3 protein-coding genes are annotated in these 2,917 nt (G+C 47.9%); all 3 read left to right on the forward strand.

Annotated elements, in window-relative coordinates; translation table 11 throughout:
* Window positions 1–154 precede the first annotated feature (154 nt).
* Window positions 155–706 carry a DUF624 domain-containing protein gene (locus EKM95_RS11355; RefSeq protein WP_318530909.1) on the forward strand — a complete coding sequence of 184 codons (552 nt, stop codon included), beginning with the start codon at window positions 155–157 and terminating at the stop codon, window positions 704–706.
* Window positions 693–2,555 carry a beta-N-acetylhexosaminidase gene (locus tag EKM95_RS11360; protein WP_125698546.1) on the forward strand — a complete coding sequence of 621 codons (1,863 nt, stop codon included), beginning with the start codon at window positions 693–695 and terminating at the stop codon, window positions 2,553–2,555. Before EKM95_RS11355 ends, EKM95_RS11360 begins: the two co-directional genes overlap by 14 nt.
* 19 nt (window positions 2,556–2,574) lie before the next feature.
* Window positions 2,575–2,917: YitT family protein (locus EKM95_RS11365; RefSeq protein ID WP_164510202.1), on the forward strand; the 343-nt coding region annotated here is incomplete at its 3' end.

Consider the following 2,917-nt stretch of genomic DNA (forward strand, 5'->3'; position numbering starts at 1 on the left):
CGATAAACCATGGATAAAACCTCCGAGTGAATTTCGTAAATGCACGGGAAATGTCTGAAAACCGGAATTTCGTATGCGTTTATTATATGACAGTAATGACCTAAAATCACTAGTATCAAATGCTACACGTTTTTGAACAGCCACTAACTACTTGTTGATATTTGTCTTGTTGACGGTCAATGTCTTTCCAACTCTGACGGCACTCTTTTCAATGTTTCGTCAGGTGCGGGAGGACGATGTACTTACCGACTGGCTCAAGAAGTTCTGGCTCGCATATCGACAGGATTGGCGGCACAATTGGTTGCTCGCTGGGCTCTTTACCTTAGTCAGCGCGGTGCTGACGTTTGATCTGTTGTACGTCACCGCATATCAGATGCCGCGATTTTTTGCCTATATTGTTGGTGGGTTACTTGCATTGGTTGTTGTGCTCTTCTTGACATGCGCCTTGCTTCAGGCGAGCTACCAACTCAGTATCAAAGATTTGCTTTGGGATGCCGTTTACCTCCCAATCAGGCATTTGCCTAGAATGCTGGCAGTGCTGGTGCTTGTAATCGGGTTCTTTGTCATCACCAAAGCTACGAATTGGCCACTTCTCCAGAGCACATTTGCTGGGTTGATTGCACTGACCGCGTATTGGATGCTACACCCGCTTTTGATTCAACAGGAAGAACAACAGAATAGAGGGGCAACTGATGAACAACGTTAAGTTTATTGGGGCAGAATCATTTATCGAAGGGCAACACGATTTCTTGCGAGAGCTTGGCTTCTCGGAAGAGACTGAAGGAAGGCCAATAGTCCTAGAACAGACCGACGCGCCAATCCTGCAAGTAGAGAAGATGCAAACTAGTGTGATTCGTTATCACGATCAGGTACAGATCATCCGCGGACTCCTTATTTGGAAACAACTTCAAGAGGAGCAAACGAATGACGAGGTGGTCAATTTTCGACGGATGGGGCCGATGCTCGATCTCTCGCGAAATGCAGTCATGAAACCTGAGGCAATGAAACAGTTTCTGCGGCGGATTGCGCGCTTGGGTCTCAATACCTGCATGCTTTACATGGAAGACGTGTATGAGGTTCCAGAGTATCCCTATTTTGGGTACATGCGCGGGCGTTACACGCTAGCCGAGCTCCGCGACTTGGACGATTTCGCGGCGGCGTTAGGTATTGAATTGATACCGGCGATCCAGACGCTTGGTCATCTGCTGTTGCCATTGAAGTGGGGCTTTTCAAAGGCCTTCCAAGACACACGGGATATTCTGCTGGTTGGCGAGGAACAAACCTACACATTTATTGATCATTTGTTGCGACAGATCTCGCAAGCGTTTCGGTCAAAGAGGATTCACATTGGGATGGATGAGGCCTGGACTCTCGGGTCCGGGATGTATTTGAAGAAAAACGGTTATCACCCACAATTTGAGATCATGACCCAACATCTCAAGCGTGTATTGGCCTTGACTAAGAAGTATGGGCTTGAGCCGATGATTTGGAGTGATATGTTTTTCAGGGCCAACTCAGCGACTGCTGATTATTACGATGAGGCCGTCAACTTCACTGATGAGATGATCAAGGCGGTGCCTGACGTTGAGCTGACACTTTGGGATTACTACCATGTTGATCCGACTATCTATGAACGACTGCTGAAAAGGCATTATCAGCTCTCTGATAAAGTCTCTTTTGCTGGCGGCGTGTGGACATGGAATGGGCTCGCACCAAACTATGGCAAAACGATTGCGACCACACAAGCCGGACTGGCAGCCGCGAAAAAAATGCAGGTTAAGGACATCTACGCGACGCTTTGGGGCGACGATGGGCAAGAGACTTCAGTCGATACATCATGGTTTGGGCTGGCCTTATTTGCTCAGTATCAATACGCGGCTGAACCGAGTCTAGAAGGGGCCAAAAAGGATCTTGCAATTCTGCTCAATGAGAATGCCGAGGACTACCTGTTGCTTAATCGATTTGATGAGGTCCCAGGTATTACAGAAGGGAATCCCGGTGCAGCCAGCCCAAGTAAGGCGATGCTCTATCAGGACCTGCTCCTACTATTGTTTGATGAGAACCTGAAGGCATACGACTACAGGCAGTATTATCAGCGTCTTGCACAGACGTTGCGCCAGCAACATAACGATAGCCTGATGTATCAGTTCTACATTCAGCTCGCTGAGACATTGACGGTCAAAATCGATCTCAGCCGACAGATTCGCACGGCGTATCAGTCTCGAGATACCACTGCAATGCAAGCAGTCATCGATAAACTGTCATCGCTGATTAAGTCTTTCAGGACACTCAGAGCCGCCCATTTTGTGCTTTGGCGTAAAAACTATCGAGATTTTGGCTGGGAGGTCTTGGATATACGTTATGGCGGCCTGTGCCAAAGGTTTGAAACGACACAAACCATTCTTGGCGAGTGGGTGACAGATCCATCGATCAGAATCGAGGAGCTGGAACAGACACTTTTGCCGTACGATGATGGAACGAAACTGCCAGAGGATGTCGTTGGGAATGCCTATTTTGGACGCATCGTGACGCCAAGCGAACTTTCTGGTGTCTGATCTGGAGAAATGGTTGGTTATGGAAGCAAATAAGAAGTCAGGAACAGTCACAAAAATTGATGTTCAGCAACAAGTCCGCTCGTTGCTTAAGATTACTCTTGGCAACGCCGTCATGGGATTCGCTTACGCCAAATGGATGGTCCCACATCAGATCATCAACGGCGGAATTACAAGTGTCTCAATGTTGCTGGACCGGTTGCTCGGTGGCGGGGTCGCTACATGGACGAACGGACTAACACTTGTCTTATTGTTATGCTGTGCCATTTTCTTGGGTAAGGAAAACTTGGGCGTGCGGACAAAAAGTTGGACTTCAGGTATGATATTAAATGTACTCACTAAAAGAGAAGCAGAGGGCCGTCGAG

The sequence above is a fragment of the Lacticaseibacillus yichunensis genome, from assembly GCF_003946405.1.
In the GTDB taxonomy this organism is placed as follows: domain Bacteria; phylum Bacillota; class Bacilli; order Lactobacillales; family Lactobacillaceae; genus Lacticaseibacillus; species Lacticaseibacillus yichunensis.